Source organism: Vagococcus fluvialis bH819, assembly GCF_900163795.1.
GTDB lineage: Bacteria > Bacillota > Bacilli > Lactobacillales > Vagococcaceae > Vagococcus > Vagococcus fluvialis_A.
On record NZ_FWFD01000019.1, the window covers coordinates 28,696 to 47,338 of the forward strand.

The following is an 18,643-nucleotide window of genomic DNA, read 5'->3' on the forward strand; positions in this document are numbered from 1 at the left end:
CCTTCCTACCAGACCGATCATAAGCTCATAATTTCATCATCAAAATACTTTTTAAAAAAACCACTAATCAACGTTGAAATTACGGCCATGTATACCCCGCTAGTAATCCAACCGATTATATGCCTTGAATATTGATTGTAATATTGTTCTGGCGTATTAGAAAAAATAGCCATAATTATGAATAAAAAGATTGCAGATAACATGATCTTCATATTCATTAAGTGGCCATTTTTAATGGATAGAAATTTATTTGTTTTTAGCAAAACGTCTTTATGATGTGTTTTTATTTGTTTAAACGTATCAACATTTTCCCTACCTTCATAAATTGAAGTTTCAAGTTGTTCTAAGTATTGACAAAAGACAACATCTTTTTCATACTTTTTACTAATCATAGAAAATGCTTTTGATACTTGAAAACGATCAGCTCCCGTTGTACGAGCCAACAAAACTTCAACGTCTTCTTTTAATTCACCACTTAAACGACTTGCTACTATTTCTAAAGCCTTTGAAACGGTCTTATTTTTATCAGTTAAAATTTGCGTCATGCTATTGATAAAAGAATTTCTTTCGTTCAAACTAGCCATTTCGTATGCCCTTTTAATTGATTTGGGCATTATTACTTTAAGGCCGTAAACAGCCCCCAAAACAGCGAATCCAAGTGACACCCACCAATAGAAAAGTAATAAAAAACTGAATAAGGCTAGAAAAAATGCCGGTATACCAACATAATTCAAGTAATCTTTGTGGTTTATCGGCTTTCCATAAGCAACTTGAATAGCGTTTAGTTCATTTAGATCCACAAGCCCTTTTCTTTTTGTTGTAACTTTTTTTATATCCATTATTCGACCACCTCTAATAGAACACTATCGTCAGTTTGATCCTCGATTTCTTCCGGTTCTGTTGGAAATTCAAATTCAATAAATCTTTCGTGCATACGTTCTCTGAATTTCTCTGACAATTCACCGCCTACCTCACAAATAAATTCACCTCTAACGAATTTTTGTTTAAACAAAGTCACTGTTTCGTTTTGGTTAAATTCAACTACTTCATTAAGGTATCTGATTGTTTTTCCATCAACTTTAACACTCTTGATATGACAACCAAAATCAAAGTATCTATTAATATCCGATTCTACTGATTCCTCGTTAATGTCGTAACCAGACGCACACATATTAACAAACCTTCTAGGAATCGCTCTACAATCAATCGCATGGAGCGTAGTTATAACCGAGTGTCCGGACAAAATAGCTTTTAACATTTCATAAGCTTCCTTATCACGAGTTTCCGCTACGATTATATATCGTGGCTCATTTCTAAGACTTTGTGATACTAAATCAGATATTGACAGCCCATTACCAGTGACCCAAGAAAAAATATCTTTATCTGGAAATAAAATTTGGGCGTGTGTTTCTTGTACATCTTCAATCATCACGATACGATCAATCGGATCAATAAAACTTAATAATAATTTTTGAAATTCTGTTTTACCCGTTCCTGTTTCACCGGATATAACAATATTGCTTTTTGTTCGCACAACCTTTTCAAAAAATTCAAGCATGTAATCTGGTGCAAAATGGTGAAAGTTTTCTCTATCTAATGCTAATCGAGGTCTTGCCACACGCATTGCCACCGTTGTTCCAGTTGGAGCATTAGTTTGGTAAGTAGCTGATATACGAAGATTTTTAAACATTCCGTTAAAAATCGGATTGCCGTCATTAATTTCTAAGTCATTAGCTACAGCATACTTAGATACTACTTGATCCATATACTTTTGAGTTATCCCAACTTTTTCACCTTCAACGATCCATTTATTATCATTTGTTTTAACTGACAACAACTTTCCGTTCCAACCAATATCAGTGATCCTATCATCTAATAGGATTTTTTCAATTACACCAGTTCCGACACATTCACGAACAATATATTCAGCTTTTTCTCTCGCTTTTTTAGTGTCACTACCAAGAATGGCCTTGTATTGTTTCAATACTGTTTCTACCAGATTAACCCTTATAGTGTCGTCTGTAAGACCATCTAATACCTCTTTACTATAATAAGTTGTTATATCGTCACGAATTGCGTCTAAACGATCATCTGATACCGGCTTTTCCATTCCAGAAATATCAGTAGTTAAAAAATCAACTAATTCATCTTTAGTCAATGCTTCTACTACAGGTGATTTCTTACCAAAATCAAAAGAAGGAACAAAACTTTTTTTAGGTTCTTTAAGTGGTTCATTCACGACAACTGCCTTTTCTGGATTTTCGCTTTTTATAATTCTCAATTCTTCACCTCATTCTAACTTTCGGCAAAATTAACAACACAAGTTGCTTGATATTCTTGACCATCACCAACAACTTTAACCCTTATTGCTTTAATGCCATCTGAACTGTCCGGCAAATAATCAAATGTATAAGATAATGTTTTTGATTTTACCAATTTACTTTTTTCAAAACTTTTCTTAAAATCTTTTTCAAAATCAGATTTCATTATTTTAAATTGACCCTGTTTAACTCTTGTACTATCATCACGATTAGCAATAGCCGTTGTTCTCAACGTTTCAGTAATGCCTTTAACATTGGAATCTTGCGTAAAACTAAGCATGGAATTATTCAAGATTAACGTCATAAAAAACCCACCTATACATATTATTAAGAATATTTTCGGTATATCTCTCATTAGATAGCCACTTCCTTAAAAATAAAAAACACACAAAAATTTTCTTTTTGCGTGTTCTTTATATAGTTTACTTACACATCAATAACTTGTGTAGATTTTTTCGTGTTTACTAATTGAAACCATTAGTAAGCTTTGATTTTACAACATCAACAACCATTGTTGTTAATTCTGGGAATGCTTTTCCGGCAACCAAGATGATACCCCCAACAAGTCCAAGAATACCGATAGCCCACATGATTTTATTTAAATTATCGTCCATTATTACACCACCTTTCTACTAATTAACTTTCTCCTTAAAAAAAAGAAGTGACTTATCAATAATATTGATTATAAAAGTTTTTACATTGCCGGCAAATTTTTCTACCACATAGTAACTACTGATAATAAACGCAACCACTTGATTACTTTTAAAACGATCAGCATAAACATCAAGATTAATGCTCTCGATGTCACCAGAGATAGCTTTCATTGCCATGTCCTTTATAACCGCCATATTGATTTCAAACACAAAACGCAAAACATAGAATCCAAAGCTAAACAAAGCAAAGTATACGCTCAATTTGATTATTTTTTTTTGACCGCTTCTATACTCACGCCTTACATCAAAAACGCTGTTCCCATAACCCGAACTATGCACTCTCATTTTGATTTTCTCCTATTCGCTTTGCTGATTAAAGACTAACAGATAGATATTAATTACGCAACCATTTTTTTTGCGATTCTGTCCAACCATTAGGAACCTTAGTGTCTGGATAAATCGGCTCTAATAGAATAGAATCTTTATGTACTGTCTTACTACCAATAGTGGCATACATAAAAGCATATACTTCCATTGGGTTAACAACTTTGAATTTAAATTGATTTACACCAATGACACCTACATTCTGAAATTCTGGACTGTAGACCCCTAATGTATCTATCCAAATCGGAACATATAACCCTCTGCCCCCTTCAATCAACTTGTACTCACTACCATTTGTTGATGTACTTAAATACGAATTACCGGTTTTTTCCTCGATCATTATCTTTGGCATTTTAATTGATAATTCTTGTTTTGTTTTTTCCTTATCAGCCTCAACAATTTCCATTTCATAATAAGATAAACCTTTTTCTTTTTTTAGCGTCATAGATGTATCAAGTAAGTTTTCTGTTACATAAAGCCTAGTTTCAAGTTCTGGCATTTCAGAAGTATCTTTATTAATAGGATTTTGATAATTCACTATAAAATTAAACTCTCTAGAATAACCACTTTGAACATCTTTAATCGCTGTCAAGTTAATATTAAACGTTTCATAATCGTATTCTGTCTTACTAGGATTTTCCCGATTTACTAAAGTTCTAACAACACCAGAATAACTTAATTTTGCGTCCTTTGAAGAATTCGCAGTTAACATTCTTTCGCTAGCGGTGTAACCTTCTAAAGATAAAAACTCTTGCCCCTCATTGAAGTTTGATAAAGAGTAAGAATTTTTGTCAACGACTATCAACTTAAAAGAAAAATCATCTTTAGAATCTGCTAGTAGAAAGTTTTCTACAGGTAGTTTAAGTTCTATTCCATCATTAGTCGTTAACTCTAACAAAGTATATTCTTTTGAATACAACACTTTTTGAGTTTTTTTAGGCGTCACTTCTAATTTAATCTTAGCTTTTAAATCGTTCGCATTAGCATTAGGAATAAAGCTACTAAGACTTGACCTAACCTTTGCTTCAAGACCGTTTTTAAAATTCTTCGTATCAATTGTCACTTCATCTAGTTGGATAACGTGATTAATAGAATAATAATAAAAAGAAACAACTTGACTACTTGTAGCCTTTCCGTTGTATTCCTTATCCCCTAAATCTTCTGCAAAATAAAAAGGGATTTCTTTATTATTAATTTTAAACTTGCCGTTAGACATAGCTTTAAATAGATATTTTTCACCACGATACAACGGTATTTTTGTGTTTTCCATCGTTGCTAATACCGTTTTTTTATCAGATTTATCAACGATCGAGTGATTAACAGTCATTTGATATACCGGCAATACACTTGATACATTATTTGAATCCACTGATAACAAACCAACTTCTAACTTTCCGTTATGTATCATTTTTATATCTAACTTTTTCTCCGTAAATATTGATTCTTTAAACTTTAAAGTTGTTTTAAGAGTATACGAATGATTATAAAAATCCGCACTCGCTAAAGTTGTTGCTTTAGCAGTACCGGTAACTATCCCTGTAGTTGAATCAAATTTAACATCAAATAAATTCGTGACATTCGTTTGTTTTTCATTTAGAACTAAAACCTCTTTTACCTCAACTTTAGAAAAATCAAAACGATCTGTAAGCTGAACTTTCGTTAAATTCTTATCTCCAGATTTACGGATCACACTAGATAATACTTCGTAAGAAAAACTATCATCTGAAAACAACGTATTATTAATAACGTTTTTTTCGTCACTATCGGAAACTGTTTTAGAAACAGCAATCGAATAATTATTTTTTATTGCGATCTTATAAGGGACAGAAACTGTATTTTTCGTTGTAATAGTAAACTTATACTGACTGTTATCTAGTGTATATCCTGTTACGGTTGCCGTTTCTTGTAAATAATAATCACCTATAGGTATATCTTTTACAGTCAACTTGCCTGTTGCGTTTGTTTTCAATCCAGTTTTATAATCTTTTTTATTCTTTACATCATATATTTTAAAAGTTACATTGTTTAACGGTTTCCCGTCTACAGTTCCGGTTTTAGTAACTTCTAAAACACCAGTACGATTCACATTAACTGTCAGTGTAGCAACATTCTTTCTGTAAAGACCCGTAACTAGCTTTTGAGCCGATCCGCTATTCCAAACATATTGTGGTTCCGCCTTAGCTTGTGCTTCTGTAACGCCTTTTGAAATCACAACTTTAATTTGATTTGCAGTGGCGTTGTTAGTATTAACCGTTATAGTTTTCCCACTAATTTTAGCCGTTCCACCATTCGACACGCTACTTATGCTTACATTTTTTTCAGAATTAGTAATCGTGAAAGTTGCATTTTGACCTTGATTAACAGTAACAGACGTTCTATTAAATTTGGTAACTTGTTGAATCAATGTAGCACTATTGTTAATTACCTTTTTAGCATTTCCGATAGACGTTCGCCAGTTAGGAGTTATAGATACAGAACGTGGCTTAGTAGGCACGTTATCCCAAATAGCTAACTGTGTAGCTAAATAATTAGTTTGATTATATCCTCCGGTTTGTCTATATGCAGTTACCAAAGCCGAAACCCTTTCAGCTTGCTTAACGCTCAAAAAGCTTGTTAAATTCGCCGATGTGTATGAAACACCTGTGGCAATTCCGGGTTCTAAACAAAAAGCGTCCTTACCATTTATCACTTTTCGAGTAGAATAGTTTTCTGTATAAGAACTACCGTTGTTTAGTATGATATAAAAAACCCAACCATAACCAGAGGGCGGACTAATAAGTGTCGTTGATAATTTAGACGTTGCATAAGCAACGATTGCTTTATTTCTAGCTTTAAAACCACTAGGAATATCATTCATATTTTTAGTTTCTTCTAAAATCCTTTCAACGAAAAAAGTTTTCGTTTTTTCATGGATTTCATCTTGTTCAACTGTACTGGACGCTTCTTTTTTTTCGGATTCATCAACAAAAGGGAAATCTTCTGCATTAAGTGCAGATTGCAAAGATCGAACGTCTTTAACATCTATATCTTCAAAATCAGATACATCGTCTTTGGCGTTATCGGCCTTTCTTTGCCTAGATTTATCTACACCAACTTCAATCGCTTCATCATCGTTTTTTATTGAAGGCGACATAACTTCTGGTGTTTCTGGAATTAACAAAGTTTCTTCATTTTCGACTACTACATACCACAATCCATCAGCACCTTGCACAGCATTTCCGTTCGTTTCATCTGAAAGAACGTGTTTTTTAAGCTCAATTGTTTCACCGACTTTTTCAGTTAAAACAGATTTCTCTTTTGCGTAACTAGAACTAGCAAATACGCCAGTACATAAAGCACTTAAAATACAAACAGACAAAAAGAACCTTCTTTTCTTAAAACTCATATTACTCTCCCTTCTATACAAGAAAGGCACATCTAACATTTTATCAATTGCCAGACAGCCTTACCTCCACTAGTCTGGTCAACTATAATTAAAATTTGTTTCTCTGACATTAACATGTCGAATTTTTTCGTGCAATTTAATTGCTAATAATATTTTTCTCACCTCCTTGAACGGAGTTTTCAGTGTTTTTTGGCTTGAAACACATACTCTTTCGAGCTTAAACCTTAAAAATAATTTCGCTCTACTTCATAAAAGTGTCTTCGCAAATAATTTTATGTAATGATTATTTGTCGTTTTTTCGCTTTATAGCCTTCCGCCTTTATCTGCAACAAAACGACATTGCCACAGTACGAGCCGTATTAAATTTTCAAAGGACATTTTTTATTAGTAGTTCAATGGTAACGGTATGAATTTTCCTTTGTCTTTGCAATACGCCAGTTGATTGTTTCGGTTTTTTCTTTTAGAAATGATTAAACCTTTTGCGTCAACAACAGTTCGTATCTCTGGATATAATTCATCAATCGTACGAAAATTCGAGTAGTTACCAATCTGGACGAACAAACCATTTAACGAAACTTTAAGGAAACGGTCTTCGTCAAAAGTTCTAACTATCCAAGCCGATTGTAACACATCAGTCGGGCTTACCGCTTTAAATTTTTTCTTCGCTGACTTTTTAACCGGAAGGCTCTTTCTCTCATTAGTTTTCTCTATTGCGATTTGATTATCCAAATCCCCACTCCTTTCTACCATCAAACTATTTTAAAAACATGAGTTTCTCAACTCATAACCTATTATAACATCTTTTCCGATAACTGTCTACCCGACAGATAGAAACAAACTGCCAAAACGTTAATTATTCAACGTTTCAACAGTTATTATGACAAATATTTTATTAAGAAAAAAATGATAAAAACAAAATTATTATATAAAGAATGAACAACGATATTGCTTAGTAATGATCCGTTAGTTTTTATAAACAAGTTCGATAAAATTAGTCCTGTTATAAAATATGGTAAAAAAAATAGATCTAAATGAAGTAAAGCAAAAACACTAGATAGTACAATACTAATCCACAAATTGTTAAGCCATTTCTTCTTCATTAAATAATTTTGAAAAATACCACGCATTAATGTTTCTTCAAAAAAAGGAGAAAAAAAAGCCGATAGTAAATATCCAGTCAGCGTGAAACTAAAGGTTAAAACTTCTTCTACCGGCTCATTGTTTGCTCTAAAAAAACTAAAAACAACGTTAACTAAAATAATCCCTAACAAAGATAAAACGATTTTTCTTTTATTATCGTTTAGCTCTTTAATCATTTTGAAACACTCCAAAAAATATATATTATAGTTGCTAACGGTATTAATAAAGACCATTTACCCAAAATTGAATAAATAGGATACCAAAGTATTTTACAAAATTTATAAAATACCCAAATAATTAAAAAATAACCTACATACGACCAAAACACAGGAACGCCGTAGATAATAACAGATTTCAAAATAGGTATAATTAGCCATTTAGTAACTACAATACCAAACAATATAAATATTAAGATTGGCCAAATATAGTAAGCACGTTCTTTGATTGGATAATCATTAGTTACTTTTTCCTCTCCCATCTGCTCTCACTTCCTTTTTTATTTTTTACTTTTTTTAGTCACTTTATTATGATATAGTATCGCACTAGCAATAATATCAGTGTATGACATATCCGTTTCAAACTTGATTAATTTAAGTAGTTTAAAATCTGCCGTACTAACTTTTACAGGCCTAGTTTCCCCGTGACTATTTGTAGTCAGTAGCTTCTCACCTTCTCTTTGGAAAGCTGTATAAAAACCATCAAGAACGCCTGTCAATAATGATCCCTTTGCCCCCCAATCATTCCGACTACTCATTAAATCATCATATAATTCAGTTGGCATTCTTACAGCTTTTCGCTTATCTCCGGTTTCCTTTACTTGTACCTTACTTTCTAACATAGTTTGGCCAATATTACTCGTAGTTGCTGTTTTCTCTTTATTTGCACTTGCACCAATACTAAAAGGATTCACTTTAGGTCGATCATCTAATTTCTTAACTCGTTCGTTTGGTTCAAGTCGTTTGACTTTATCTTTTTTCTTATCCATTATCGTTCACCTTATGCTTTCTTTTTTTCCATTTCATTAAATCTTGCAATAAATTCATCTGCAACGTTATCATACATTTTTTTAGCAATTCTACCGTAAGGAATTGAATATTTAACACCTTCACGACCCCATGTTTTAACTACACCACTATCAGTAATAACATTTTCAAAAATAAGATCTTCATATTCGTCTTTCAGTTCTTCTAAGACATCTTTACCAGTTTTAAGTTTATTATCGACCAAATAAGGAACAATCCCCATTACTTGTAAATCGTTATTAATTTCTTTGGCCACATCTGTATAATCATAAATTGTGCTGTTCAAATTATCAACACTATCTTGTTCTGTTTGTGTTGGCACTAATAAATAATCACTAGCAATATAACAATTATCCGTAAAATCTGAAACTGTAGGTATAGTATCAATTAAAATGAAATCGTACTGGCTTCTAATATCATCTGCTTCAAAAATATATCTAAAAAGATCCCAGAATACTTTTTCTCCTTCTTCGGTCAAACCAGATTCTTTCCACATATCACGCAACAATTGACTAAAACTTGCCATCTTTTTAGATCCTACAATAATATCTAAATTTTCAGTAACTTCATTTATACAATTTTTGAAAGATAAATCAACTAAACCATCATAAAAGCTACCGGCTTTGTGACGGTCAAACCCTTCAAATTGGCGAAAAATTTTATTAGTTAAAGTTTCTTGTGGGTCACAATCTATTATCAAAACTTTATAACCTTTGTCTGAAAGTAACGTACCTAACATTTGAGTTAGTGTTGTTTTACCTACTCCACCTTTAAACATATTTATTGTGATTATTTTTCCATCTTTTCTTTTTGCCATCATTTTCCCTACTTTCTATTCTTTTTAATTCTATCCCTTTTACTACAAGTAGTCAATACTACAAGTAGTCAATTGGACAATTTTTTTTATTCAGAAACCCAATTTAGCAAGGCTTCCCCTAACTCTTTAGCTGATTCTCTATCTAAAATCATACTTGTAACAACACAACCCTCGCCGTTTAAATCATTTGATACTTTCAAGTTTAAAGCAATGGTATTGAACACGATTGTTTCAACCAACTTTAAATCATCTTGATTGTTGTCGATACATTGTATTACAGATACTAACTTTTTCTCGATCATAACCCGTAATTCTCCCCCCGTAAAACTTATAAATTTTTACAAACAAGTGCGTTTTTATATTAAAGTTTGACTACAAGTAGTATACTTATAAACTTGCTGACCTACAACTATTTAAGTAGTCAATTGACTACAAGTAGTAACTTTATAAACATAGTATACTCTTTTGACTACAAGTAGTCAAGTGTTTTAAAAAGAAAGAAGAACTTTTTTTAAAAGTCCTTACCTTCGCTGTTTATAATGGTTTTTCTTTCATCAATCCACGATTCAACCAATTCAATATCTTCTTTTTTAGCTTCTTTTACAAATTTTTTCGTAGCTGATTTCGCACGATTATAGTCGATCTTAGATTGATTTTTTTTTGCCCATTTTTTTTGCGATTTTTTTCTTGCTTTCTTTTCTTGTTCTTTAGTATATATTTTAGGTCTGGCCAAAATGAACACCTTGCTTTCTACGTTGATCGTAATAGACTTTCAAAGCAATCAACAACTAATTCATCATCTAATTGTTTCTGCCGGCTTAAAAGATCAATGAGAAGGTCATAGACATTAATTAATACTACGAATGTACCAAAAATAATCTCTAATTTTTTCAAATCAAATTTTTCTTTTTTTATAACATTACTGATAAGCGATTTTAAATTTGAAATCACTTCAAATTCATTATCAAATAAATCATCAATAATCACACCTGTATTGCAATAGTCAATAAATTCTTGATTTAATTCCTCTAATAGTCGATTTTTAATTGTGGTAGTTTTGTTTTCGTTCACCGGAGAACCCCCCTAGTTATTATATATCTGTCATATAATTAATATTATCATACAAAGCTAGTCATAACAACAAGATAAAAGAAGATACGGAAATTTCCAAATCCCCCTTTAACAACTATAAAAAAAAAAACATGCTAAAAACCTTTTAATATCAAGGTTTTAGCATATTTTTCTTTAAAAAGAGGTATGAAAGTTTACTATTCAAACCAGTAAGTCTTTTATTTAGAACCTAACATCTTTTGTTACAAAAACATTTTTAACAAAATTGCTAGTCACTGTTGAACTTAGGTTAACTGATCCTACTCCACCTACACCTACACTCCCACCACCTGTAACACTTGTTGTCGCATGTTTATATAAAGCTCCGTTCAAAGTATAGTGAATACGGTTAGCGTCTGGAAGCCCATATTGTAAGCTTCCGGCGAATCCATATTTTGGGTGATTAAATCCGGCATATATAATTTCTTTGATTGCTCTAAATCCGCCACTTTCGGTTGTTCTACAGTAAAAATATGCAGTTCCACCTTCGACACTATTATTAATTTGTCGGTCTTGCCAAGTAGCTCTTAGTAAAACAAAACTTTCATCATTTACTTGACGTTTCACTCGTTCATTACCTTTAAATATATTTTGCTCAGCCTGTTCTTTGGAAATTCCAAACTCATTCGAAATTGATTGTATCACTTCTTCTTTTGTCATTTTTTCTGATTCTGTTACCATATCAGAATTCAAATCAATTTCGCTAGATATACTATCGTTTATTGTTAGTTCACTTGCGTAAACTTGATGAGTTGTTAACATGCTTAAACCAAGAAAACCTAAAAGAAATGTACTAGCTAAAATTGGACTTATAAACCTTTTTAATTTCATTTCTACAGCTCCTTATTTTTTATTTTTAAATTATATGAGTATACTCAAATTCATTGTAACCGTTTTCTTTGAATAAAACAAACGAAACAGTTAGAATAGTGTAATAAGTTATTTTATATTAACATAATTAGATAAGGGGCGAGTAGAATGAAAAAAAATAAGTTTATTATTATGACGGTAGTTTCACTATGTTGTTTAATCTTTTTAAGTGCTTGCAAGAAAACTAGCAATCCTGTTATTTCCGCAGATAAAGTTGATAAAGCTGTTATTTTCGTTAAAGATGATAAAGGGAAAGAACATTCGTGGGAGGGACAAGATTCAAACTTCTTAAAAACATTATTAGGGAATATAAATCTACTATTTGATAAATCTGATACGAATGCTCAACGTTTTGATATGGACTTGACATCAGAACAAAAGATATTCAAATATCAAATAAAATTTTACAAGGAAAATAAAGTGGTACAAGATATTCAAGTTTCAAAAAATAACAAGGTAACCATAGATAGAGATAAATTTACTATTGGAGAAGATAAAGAAAAAGAGTTAAATAGTTTAAAAAATCATTTATTACTAGTTACGGGGTTGTCGCACCAACTGAACGATAATTCCCAATAGGACATTTTAAAAAAATATAACAAAAGAGAAGCTAGAATGTAGCTTCTCTTTTAATTAAAATCGTACTCTAAATCTTGACGATTTTCTTTTTTATTTTCTTTTATACTAACATCTTCTAATTTTTTTAAATCCGGCATAATTCGCTTATACAACATAATTTCTGATCTATTACGCTTATTTTTTTTAAAATATTCCGGATCAACATTATTGTTATTCGAATCAAAAAGTAATTGTGCTTGTTTTTCTATTTGGTCTACATTCTTAAATATGAATTTACTCTGTTTAATGATTAACATATTATAACGTTCATCTGTATTGCCATTATTAGGCTCCCACTGCTTCGCTTTGCTATCTGGTACGGGAATCATATTGTTTACGTGCAAAACGCCTAAGAAGTCCTCAGAATCATTTTCAGAACCATAGATTTTAAACACAGACTGATTATTTATTTTTTTTTGACTTTCTTTTGCAGACGATAACGGAATATAGTAATTTACGTCCTCATTATCTGGAACTGTCAGCTTGCTTTTGTAATATAAGCGATTGCCTTTATAGTTGTTCTGAACACGATAGTCTTCTTTTTGCAATTTTTTTATATACCCATCAGACACAACATATAGCTTTTTGTCATTCCGAATATCGCTCATTAGCAAACCAACCTTTCATTACATCATCTAATAAAAATCCTACTAAGTCTATTAAACAGTACATCAAACAATTGTGTCAAATTATTAAAGTTTATGTAGGGATCAGAAATGAAAGCGTAGTCTGTCTTTGTTAACTGTAAATATACTATTCCCATAGCCACAAATCCTATAATTGCTTCTGTAAAACTACCAGTAACATAATAAAAAGGAAAATGTATGGTTTTTTCAGTAAACGGGTATAACCACATAATACTACTTTTTGAGAAACTATCTTCAAGCAAATGAAGAAAATACCCCAAAATAAAATAATAAATCAACGTATGATCCTTAATAAAATATGTTCCTAGCAATAATGCTAGAAACATACCAAAAAATAATCCAACTAATGTATGAGTTAATCCTCTATGACCGAAAAGAAGTTTTATTAAATCCGAAACCCCTCTTGTCCTTCGTCCAATATAACTTTCTGGTTCATCAATATCCGGTGCTAATGCCCCTAATGATAAAGCAAGCATACTGGTTACTGTTAACGTTCCTGTATTGGCCATAATCGGTATTGCTACAGCCGTACTAATTAATAAATGTGTTGTGTGTTTCATGTACTCACCATATTATACAGCAAAATGTATATAATATATACCTTTCTACAAATATATTAATATAAAAATATTAATTATTTTTTTTTTCAAACCCTAATTTCTTCGTATCTTTATCAAAAAATATGACAGCTTCGTATTTCTCTTTGTTCTTTTTAATCAATCCTTTTACTTTTGAACTTGTCTTACCTTTTGTCAAAAGATCCGTTAGATTCTTTTGAGTTAATAACTTACCAGAGAACTTTTTCCATAATTTAAAATCGCCACTGCCGTCTTTAGGCCTAACATCATACAAAGCCCCTTTATCTTCCAACAAATAATCGCCAATTTCTATCAAATTTTGATTAATACTTTTTTCAAAATAATCACTATCAAAAGGATCATCTTTTAATCTTACTACGGTTTCATTTAAGAACTTATGAATATTTTCCATGAATTTTATTTTTGTGTATTCTCTTTTTCCAATCTTAACCAAAACACTTTCCCATTTAGCCGTCATTTCTGGTTTGCCAATCAAAAGATCACGATTTTTAGTGAGATCCCACAAAAGATAACCTGTAGCCGTAGGCGTGATTTTTGTAGCTTCAATTTTGATATATCCTCGCTTAACTAACGTTTCAACTGTATTCGATCTAGTCGCTTGCGTTCCTAAATTCATTTTTTCCATCAAACCGCCTTTTCCAACTAATCTAGCTTCTGTTAACCGAGTTGGTGGCTTAGTTTGTTTCTTCAACTGCTCTATTTTTATTGAAATTTGTTCGTTTTCTTGAAAATCTGGTAATTCAATTACTTCTTCCTGTTTAGAATCATCAATTTTATTAGCAATTACTTTCCACCCAAGATTAATAGGCCTGTTACCAGTCGTTTTAAACTCTAATCCGTTCACGTCTAAAACTAGTTTAGTTGATTCATAAATATACGGTTGACTAAACATTAAAAGCGTTCTAGTTACTACAACTTCATAAACTTTCTTTTCATCGTCTGACAAACTACTCAAATTAGGAATTTTATCAGTTGGAATTAAAGCGTAATGTTCTAAAACCTTCCCATCATTCACATAATTTTTATTTGCTGTTAAATTCGTAGTTTCTACAGTAATTCCAAGCACCCTTTTATAATCTTCTAAATTATTTAACAAATAATCAAATTCATTATTAGTAATATATTCTGAATCAGTACGAGGATAAGACAAATATTCTTTTTGATAAAGACTTTGAATTATTTCATCTGTCTTTTTAGTTGGAAATTTCCACTTGTTATTAGCAAAACTTTGAATCCCACCTAAATTAAATAATTTTGGTGACAACTGCTGTTTTTCTTCCACAATTTTACTAGTGATAATACCTTTACTAGCGGTATCAAGCTGATATTTTTTCGTGTCATTCAAAAATTCTTCTTCTGAAAAATATTCGATAGAATTCTTAAAAATAACTTGTCGTTCTTTTTCTTTAGTTTTGCAAATATATTGTTGATAATTTTCTGATTTAAAATTACTAATACTTAAATCATTTTCCACAACTAACGTATTAACCGGCGTCTGCAATCTTCCTAACGAATAAGTATTTGTTAAGCCCTTCCCTCTTAATTTTAAAGTAAATAATTGACTATAATTCATACCTACCAAATAATCAGCCATTTGTCGTGCATTTGCTTCATCAAAAAATGGTTCAGTTTCTACAGCGTCACGCAAATTTTGAAAACCTCTTAATAATTCTTTCGTTGTTAACGAATTGATCCAAAGACGTTTCATCGGTTTATTAAAAATACTACTCTTACATAGTTTGAAAATATTATAGGCAATATTTTCACCTTCTCTATCTGGATCAGTTGCAATAATAATTGTACTCGCTTTTTCAAGTTGCCCTTTAACTGCTTTAAATTGCTTTTCTTTACCTTCAATCACTTTATATTTCATGTTTTGGCTTTCGGGTAAGAAAGGTATATTCGCATAATCAAACCCTTTTTTATTAGGCGTTGATTCATATTCATTAGGCAATGCTAATCCAACCAAGTGACCTATAGCCCATGTTACAACCGTTTCACCAAATATATCACTTTTAAATTCAAAATAACCACCTTGATTTTTTAAAACTTCACCAGACAACGCACTAGCAAATTTTTTCGCTTGATCTGGCTTCTCCGCTAATATAACTGTAGTCATAAATAGCCCCTCACATTCCTTTTAATTTAATTTCTCAATCCAACGAACCCTAGTATGATTCCACCCCTCTAACCTTTCATAAACAAGTTCTATGCGTATTCCATCACTAAAAAATCTGACACTATGTTTCTCAACATCTAAAACCTTTTTCTGTTCCCCTATAGGTTGAGGACAATACTTAGCATTATTCCAAAAAGAAAACTTTAACTTCCTACCGCAACTGCTATCCACTAATAAAATAATATTTCCTTTTTTACCCCAATACCTACAAAGAACAATACCTTCAACAGTATACTTTCCTACCTCTTCTGGGAACAAATATTCATTACGCTTAATATCACTAAATTCATTCAAAAAATCTTTAGGATATAATACCCCATCTTTTCTTTTACTCAACCCAACCTAGCCCCCCTTTCAATTCTCAATAATTATCTATCGGTTAGACAGTAACTATCTCTAGTTTATCATACTTCACTAATAAATATAACTAGCTTATTATCTGGTAGCCTAAACCTAGCAAACTATTAACTAGATATGTTCTTTGGCAATTGAGCTGTTTTATTTTTAAAAAAATCAAGGGCTTTTTGCCGGTAGAAAAGTATCAACTGCTTATCGACATCTGGTAATGTATTAAGCGTTTGTTTCGCTCTTTTTCCGTCATGGTTTCCGTTCTGTAGGCTTCTAAGATAACCTTAACTGTTTTGTGTTCTTCCTCGGTAAGATCTGGTAAATCAGCCGTTATAGACGCCATAGATCCTTTTTTTAGTAAATAAGATATTACTAATTGTTTGTTTAGTTGGCTTGTAAGTGCTATTCTTGTTGACCCATTACGCCCACGAGTAACTTTACGATGAATGACACGATTTTCTTGTAATTTGTTCAGAATTCGTTTTAAAGACGATAAAGGAATTCCTGTTTTATTTGAAATTTCTGGTAGTGTAAATTGGATATGTAAATCTTCTTGTTGATTGGCTTCTACAAAAGCCAAAAGATCTTCTATACTTTCAGAATCATGAGAATATTTACGGTCTTCACGAGCTTTTTTAAATTTATACCACCCACGATTATTTGTTAACGTAATATCATCAAACGTCACTGGTGAATCCGGAGCGTAGGCTTCTAATAGATAATTAACAAATTTTCTACTAGCCCCTTGTTTATCGTTTCTGTAAGCCCCTTTAACACAACTAACAACTTCTTTATCTCTTAAAGGATTATTTAAAGCCGAATTAAATTCGTCCATCATATCTATGCAGTCATTTAAACCTATTTCAGATTGTTTACAGGCCAAAGACAACGTATAGACGGCATGATTACGGCCATACCCATACGAGCTGTCATAGCTCTTTACATTTGCTAATAATCTAAACCATTTAGTTTCAACTTGTCGGATATTGCGTTGGCCGGCTACTGATAATTTTCTTGCAGACGTTGACCAATTGTTTTGTTTTTCTACTTTTATTGACCATTCCAAATACCCTTCAAAAGTCTTAGTCGAATTTTGATCGTAGTGTAGGATATTTTCTCTAGTCGGATAACGGAATACACCAAAATGATTGCACCCTAAATCTACAAACGGCAATACTTGATTTATTCTTAATCTAATATTTTCTGAAATTCTTTTAGCAACATCTAACGATTTATAATCGTTTGCACTTGAAATATAACTAGGTTTTGTATATTCCCCAGTTTTTGTATCTTTATTATTTATAACAAAATACAAGTGATAGCCTTTAGGAGTATTCAGAATCATGGTAGGCAATAAATCCATATCAACTAATACTGATATTAATTTTTTCAAAGCCACTTTATCATTTATGTTATGGAAATCAAGATCAACAACAAACGTGTTAATTTGTACTAAATTACGCTCAAAATGACCGCTAACAATGTTATTTTCCCCGTATTTACCGTAAGAAAAAATGTTTGGTGTCCAGTGAGATAATAACTCATACGTGCTTAAAAGGTGTTGCAGTGAATGATATATCGTTCCTGTTCCACGAATTAAATCACGTTTAGAAAAATAACCAAAAACTTTCCCCTTTTTATCTTCGCTTTCTTTATATCCAAAGGGAACAATACTATCAGAAGAATATTTTTTTAATCCTTTGTGCAGTATGTTTTCTAAAAGTTCTGAATATTTTTTATCATCTAACATGGTGCTTACCTCCTTTTTTGAGAACAAAAAAAGACTTAGGTTTTGTAAGCTCTCAAACAAAGTCTTACAATCCCTAAATCTTTACTTTTGATCCGCCAATAAAAACTACTACAGTTATCCAATGGTGGTAAGAAAGGTTGTTAGATTGATTTTTTACTAACTCAAAAAACAATTAGTAAAAGACTTGTAATGTCCGCCAGAACTAGATTACAAATTTACAAACAAAACTTAAATTATGGTAGTATCAGTTATGTTTGTGTCTTTTTTTATTAAATTATATTTATTGATTTTTTTACTTAGCAATAGAAAAATGTTTTTTCTAGCTAGAATTTTTTCGTGTTTTTATTGGCGTTAAAAACTATAAACACATTATACTCACAAATTTACAAATTATACAAGTAAAAAATTAAAATGCAGAAACTTCCCAAATTTCAATTTTTTTATCATTTAGGATCTCTTTTACTTTAAACGAAATATTTATATTATCAATTTCTTTAAAACCGCCTGTAGAAATAACTGAAACACATTTCCAAATCAATTCGATCCCTTCACTTGTTACAAACGTTAAAACAGCACCATAATTAAATTTATCAAACAACGGTTTAACCGAACGTAACTTAACGCTATCCCGATATATCGCATTAATTTCATAATTCATTGCCTTCCACCTTCCCCGACTACAAGTAGTCATATACTATTTTTATCAAACGTCCACAAGTAGTCAATAGCTCATGGACAGCTACGCCAAAGCCCTTACGACTACAAGTAGTCAATAATGCCATTTTAAAGGGAGAACTTAA

At 31.5% G+C, this 18,643-nt stretch carries 22 protein-coding genes; 1 reads left to right on the plus strand and 21 read right to left on the minus strand.

Translation table 11 applies throughout. The annotated features are described in order from the left end of the window. Window positions 1–17 precede the first annotated feature (17 nt). From FM121_RS13470 to FM121_RS13535, 15 genes are all read right to left on the minus strand, one after another. Complete coding sequence (locus tag FM121_RS13470; RefSeq protein ID WP_086952707.1) at window positions 18–839, minus strand: hypothetical protein; 822 nt, start codon at window positions 837–839, stop codon at window positions 18–20. After that, the gene (locus tag FM121_RS13475) at window positions 839–2,281 is read right to left on the minus strand and encodes a CpaF/VirB11 family protein (RefSeq protein ID WP_256958473.1); all 1,443 of its coding nucleotides are present in this window, start codon (window positions 2,279–2,281) and stop codon (window positions 839–841) included. The genes FM121_RS13470 and FM121_RS13475 overlap by 1 nt, the downstream gene beginning before the upstream one ends. A gap of 14 nt (window positions 2,282–2,295) precedes the next feature. After that, the gene (locus FM121_RS13480; protein WP_256958474.1) at window positions 2,296–2,625 is read right to left on the minus strand and encodes a hypothetical protein; all 330 of its coding nucleotides are present in this window, start codon (window positions 2,623–2,625) and stop codon (window positions 2,296–2,298) included. Window positions 2,626–2,785: 160 nt separating this feature from the next. Beyond that, complete coding sequence (locus FM121_RS14525; RefSeq protein ID WP_179203887.1) at window positions 2,786–2,935, minus strand: hypothetical protein; 150 nt, start codon at window positions 2,933–2,935, stop codon at window positions 2,786–2,788. A gap of 18 nt (window positions 2,936–2,953) precedes the next feature. Then, window positions 2,954–3,319 (minus strand): hypothetical protein, encoded by a 366-nt coding sequence (locus FM121_RS13485; RefSeq protein WP_086952709.1) that lies wholly within the window; start codon window positions 3,317–3,319, stop codon window positions 2,954–2,956. A 49-nt stretch (window positions 3,320–3,368) separates the two neighbouring features. Next, complete coding sequence (locus FM121_RS13490) at window positions 3,369–6,743, minus strand: prealbumin-like fold domain-containing protein (RefSeq protein WP_143597095.1); 3,375 nt, start codon at window positions 6,741–6,743, stop codon at window positions 3,369–3,371. A gap of 384 nt (window positions 6,744–7,127) precedes the next feature. Then, complete coding sequence (locus FM121_RS13495) at window positions 7,128–7,472, minus strand: hypothetical protein (RefSeq protein ID WP_256958475.1); 345 nt, start codon at window positions 7,470–7,472, stop codon at window positions 7,128–7,130. 146 nt (window positions 7,473–7,618) lie between these two features. After that, window positions 7,619–8,059, minus strand: coding sequence for a CPBP family intramembrane glutamic endopeptidase (locus FM121_RS13500; protein ID WP_179203888.1), 441 nt, complete (start codon window positions 8,057–8,059; stop codon window positions 7,619–7,621). Next, window positions 8,056–8,361 (minus strand): hypothetical protein, encoded by a 306-nt coding sequence (locus tag FM121_RS14530; RefSeq protein ID WP_086952713.1) that lies wholly within the window; start codon window positions 8,359–8,361, stop codon window positions 8,056–8,058. The genes FM121_RS13500 and FM121_RS14530 overlap by 4 nt, the downstream gene beginning before the upstream one ends. An 18-nt stretch (window positions 8,362–8,379) precedes the next feature. Next, entirely contained in the window at window positions 8,380–8,868 is a 489-nt protein-coding gene (locus tag FM121_RS13510; protein ID WP_086952714.1) for a hypothetical protein, read from the minus strand. A gap of 11 nt (window positions 8,869–8,879) precedes the next feature. Continuing rightward, the gene (locus FM121_RS13515) at window positions 8,880–9,722 is read right to left on the minus strand and encodes a ParA family protein (RefSeq protein ID WP_256958476.1); all 843 of its coding nucleotides are present in this window, start codon (window positions 9,720–9,722) and stop codon (window positions 8,880–8,882) included. 86 nt (window positions 9,723–9,808) lie between these two features. Continuing rightward, on the minus strand, window positions 9,809–10,024 hold the full coding sequence (locus FM121_RS13520) for a hypothetical protein (protein WP_086952716.1): 216 nt from the start codon (window positions 10,022–10,024) through the stop codon (window positions 9,809–9,811). A 209-nt stretch (window positions 10,025–10,233) separates the two neighbouring features. Further along, on the minus strand, window positions 10,234–10,455 hold the full coding sequence (locus FM121_RS13525) for a hypothetical protein (protein WP_086952717.1): 222 nt from the start codon (window positions 10,453–10,455) through the stop codon (window positions 10,234–10,236). Window positions 10,456–10,472: 17 nt separating this feature from the next. Then, window positions 10,473–10,793, minus strand: coding sequence for a hypothetical protein (locus FM121_RS13530; protein WP_086952718.1), 321 nt, complete (start codon window positions 10,791–10,793; stop codon window positions 10,473–10,475). A gap of 222 nt (window positions 10,794–11,015) precedes the next feature. Beyond that, a complete protein-coding gene (locus tag FM121_RS13535; RefSeq protein ID WP_086952719.1) occupies window positions 11,016–11,663 on the minus strand; it encodes a hypothetical protein in 648 nt (215 codons plus the stop codon). 147 nt (window positions 11,664–11,810) lie between these two features. Here FM121_RS13535 and FM121_RS13540 point away from each other — a divergent pair, with 147 nt between their 5' ends. After that, window positions 11,811–12,281 carry a hypothetical protein gene (locus FM121_RS13540; protein ID WP_256958478.1) on the plus strand — a complete coding sequence of 157 codons (471 nt, stop codon included), beginning with the start codon at window positions 11,811–11,813 and terminating at the stop codon, window positions 12,279–12,281. Between the two features lie 50 nt (window positions 12,282–12,331). Here the strand turns inward: FM121_RS13540 and FM121_RS13545 are convergent, their stop codons facing one another. The 6 genes from FM121_RS13545 to FM121_RS13570 all read right to left on the minus strand — a co-directional run bounded on the left by FM121_RS13545 (window position 12,332) and on the right by FM121_RS13570 (window position 18,501). Then, a complete protein-coding gene (locus tag FM121_RS13545) occupies window positions 12,332–12,928 on the minus strand; it encodes a type III toxin-antitoxin system ToxN/AbiQ family toxin (RefSeq protein WP_086952720.1) in 597 nt (198 codons plus the stop codon). Window positions 12,929–12,951: 23 nt separating this feature from the next. After that, window positions 12,952–13,527: a metal-dependent hydrolase gene (locus FM121_RS13550; protein ID WP_086952721.1), complete on the minus strand. Its 576-nt coding sequence runs from the start codon at window positions 13,525–13,527 to the stop codon at window positions 12,952–12,954. A gap of 70 nt (window positions 13,528–13,597) precedes the next feature. After that, window positions 13,598–15,685, minus strand: coding sequence for a type IA DNA topoisomerase (locus tag FM121_RS13555; protein ID WP_086952722.1), 2,088 nt, complete (start codon window positions 15,683–15,685; stop codon window positions 13,598–13,600). A 21-nt stretch (window positions 15,686–15,706) separates the two neighbouring features. Continuing rightward, window positions 15,707–16,081: a DNA topoisomerase gene (locus FM121_RS13560; protein WP_256958479.1), complete on the minus strand. Its 375-nt coding sequence runs from the start codon at window positions 16,079–16,081 to the stop codon at window positions 15,707–15,709. A 205-nt stretch (window positions 16,082–16,286) separates the two neighbouring features. Further along, a complete protein-coding gene (locus FM121_RS13565) occupies window positions 16,287–17,903 on the minus strand; it encodes a primase C-terminal domain-containing protein (protein WP_143597096.1) in 1,617 nt (538 codons plus the stop codon). A gap of 346 nt (window positions 17,904–18,249) precedes the next feature. Next, window positions 18,250–18,501, minus strand: coding sequence for a hypothetical protein (locus FM121_RS13570; RefSeq protein WP_086952724.1), 252 nt, complete (start codon window positions 18,499–18,501; stop codon window positions 18,250–18,252). Between the last annotated feature and the right edge of the window lie 142 nt (window positions 18,502–18,643).

Coding starts and splice junctions, on each gene's coding strand:
- FM121_RS13470 (WP_086952707.1), bottom strand. CDS start 839: ATGGATATAAAAAAAGTTACAACAAAAAGAAAAGGGCTTGTGGATCTA.
- FM121_RS13480 (WP_256958474.1), bottom strand. CDS start 2,625: ATGACGTTAATCTTGAATAATTCCATGCTTAGTTTTACGCAAGATTCC.
- FM121_RS14525 (WP_179203887.1), bottom strand. CDS start 2,935: ATGGACGATAATTTAAATAAAATCATGTGGGCTATCGGTATTCTTGGA.
- FM121_RS13485 (WP_086952709.1), bottom strand. CDS start 3,319: ATGAGAGTGCATAGTTCGGGTTATGGGAACAGCGTTTTTGATGTAAGG.
- FM121_RS13490 (WP_143597095.1), bottom strand. CDS start 6,743: ATGAGTTTTAAGAAAAGAAGGTTCTTTTTGTCTGTTTGTATTTTAAGT.
- FM121_RS13500 (WP_179203888.1), bottom strand. CDS start 8,059: ATGATTAAAGAGCTAAACGATAATAAAAGAAAAATCGTTTTATCTTTG.
- FM121_RS14530 (WP_086952713.1), bottom strand. CDS start 8,361: ATGGGAGAGGAAAAAGTAACTAATGATTATCCAATCAAAGAACGTGCT.
- FM121_RS13510 (WP_086952714.1), bottom strand. CDS start 8,868: ATGGATAAGAAAAAAGATAAAGTCAAACGACTTGAACCAAACGAACGA.
- FM121_RS13515 (WP_256958476.1), bottom strand. CDS start 9,722: ATGGCAAAAAGAAAAGATGGAAAAATAATCACAATAAATATGTTTAAA.
- FM121_RS13520 (WP_086952716.1), bottom strand. CDS start 10,024: ATGATCGAGAAAAAGTTAGTATCTGTAATACAATGTATCGACAACAAT.
- FM121_RS13535 (WP_086952719.1), bottom strand. CDS start 11,663: ATGAAATTAAAAAGGTTTATAAGTCCAATTTTAGCTAGTACATTTCTT.
- FM121_RS13540 (WP_256958478.1), top strand. CDS start 11,811: ATGAAAAAAAATAAGTTTATTATTATGACGGTAGTTTCACTATGTTGT.
- FM121_RS13545 (WP_086952720.1), bottom strand. CDS start 12,928: ATGAGCGATATTCGGAATGACAAAAAGCTATATGTTGTGTCTGATGGG.
- FM121_RS13550 (WP_086952721.1), bottom strand. CDS start 13,527: ATGAAACACACAACACATTTATTAATTAGTACGGCTGTAGCAATACCG.
- FM121_RS13555 (WP_086952722.1), bottom strand. CDS start 15,685: ATGACTACAGTTATATTAGCGGAGAAGCCAGATCAAGCGAAAAAATTT.
- FM121_RS13570 (WP_086952724.1), bottom strand. CDS start 18,501: ATGAATTATGAAATTAATGCGATATATCGGGATAGCGTTAAGTTACGT.